The sequence below is a fragment of the uncultured Leptotrichia sp. genome (genome assembly GCF_938036635.1).
Taxonomy (GTDB): Bacteria; Fusobacteriota; Fusobacteriia; order Fusobacteriales; family Leptotrichiaceae; genus Leptotrichia; species Leptotrichia hongkongensis.
Window position 1 is genome coordinate 1 of record NZ_CALHQO010000005.1, and the last position, 1094, is coordinate 1094.

Annotated in this window: 1 protein-coding gene; it reads left to right on the forward strand. The window is 33.0% G+C overall.

Annotation, left to right across the window (positions count from 1 at the left end; all coding sequences use genetic code 11):
* Window positions 1-97: 97 nt before the first annotated feature.
* On the forward strand, window positions 98-1094 hold a 997-nt coding region (locus Q0370_RS00045; RefSeq protein ID WP_299570392.1), incomplete at its 3' end, for a terminase gpA endonuclease subunit.

Genomic DNA, 1094 nt, shown 5'->3' on the forward strand with positions numbered 1-1094 from the left:
GTTAATCCCGATATTCAGGCTGTGGCCCAGGATGAAGATGAGGATGAAGAGAATTTAAGCACTAAATCAATTAAAAAAAATTTAAAGGAAGAGAAAAATGACAACCCGAAAAAGAGAGGCAGACCTAAAAAAAGCAAATAATTTGTTTAAAAAAATTATTTCGGTATTAAAGCCACCGCCAAAATTAACAATTGATGAATGGGCAGACAATTATAGAATATTAAGTTCCAAAACTTCTGCGGAACCAGGTAGGTGGAATACTGATAGAGTACCGTTTCAAAGAGAAGTGATGAAAGCAATATCTGATAAACAAACAGAAAAAGTGATAATGATGTATGGAGCTCAATTATCCAAAACAGAACTTTTATTGAATACTTTTGGACATCATGCAGATTATGACCCTGCTCCTATAATGTTTTTAATGCCGACTCAAAAAATGGCAGAAGATTTTGCGACAACAAGATTAAATGACATGATACTTAGCACACCACAATTAAAGAGTAAAATAATTGAAAATGAAACGTCAAGAGATACTAAAACTCAAAAAGATTTTCCAGGTGGATATATTATTTTAACTGGAAGTAATTCAGCAGCTGAACTTGCGAGTAGACCAATACGGATATTATTGGCAGATGAGATTGATAGATTTCCAAATGATGTAAAGGGTGAAGGTGATCCGTTAAATTTAGCAATTGAGAGAACGAAAACATTTTGGAACAAAAAAATTGTTTTAACAAGTACGCCAACAGTAAGAGGGGAATCAAGAATAGAACAGGAGTATGAAAACAGTACACAGGAAGAATATTATATCCCTTGTCCAAAATGTGGAACAATGCAAAGATTGGAATGGAAAAATATTGTTTTTGAAAATATTGGACACAAATGTCAAGATTGCCTTGAAGTTTCAAGTGAATATGAGTGGAAAAAGAATATGAAAGAGGGAGAATGGATTGCGGGAAATGATGAAATTGATCCGAAAGCAGTAAGAGGATTTCATATTAGTGAATTGTATAGTCCTTTTTCAACTTGGAAAAGTATAATAAAAAAATTCAAGGAATCTAAAGGCGATGTTCAACTTATGAAGGTTTTCACTA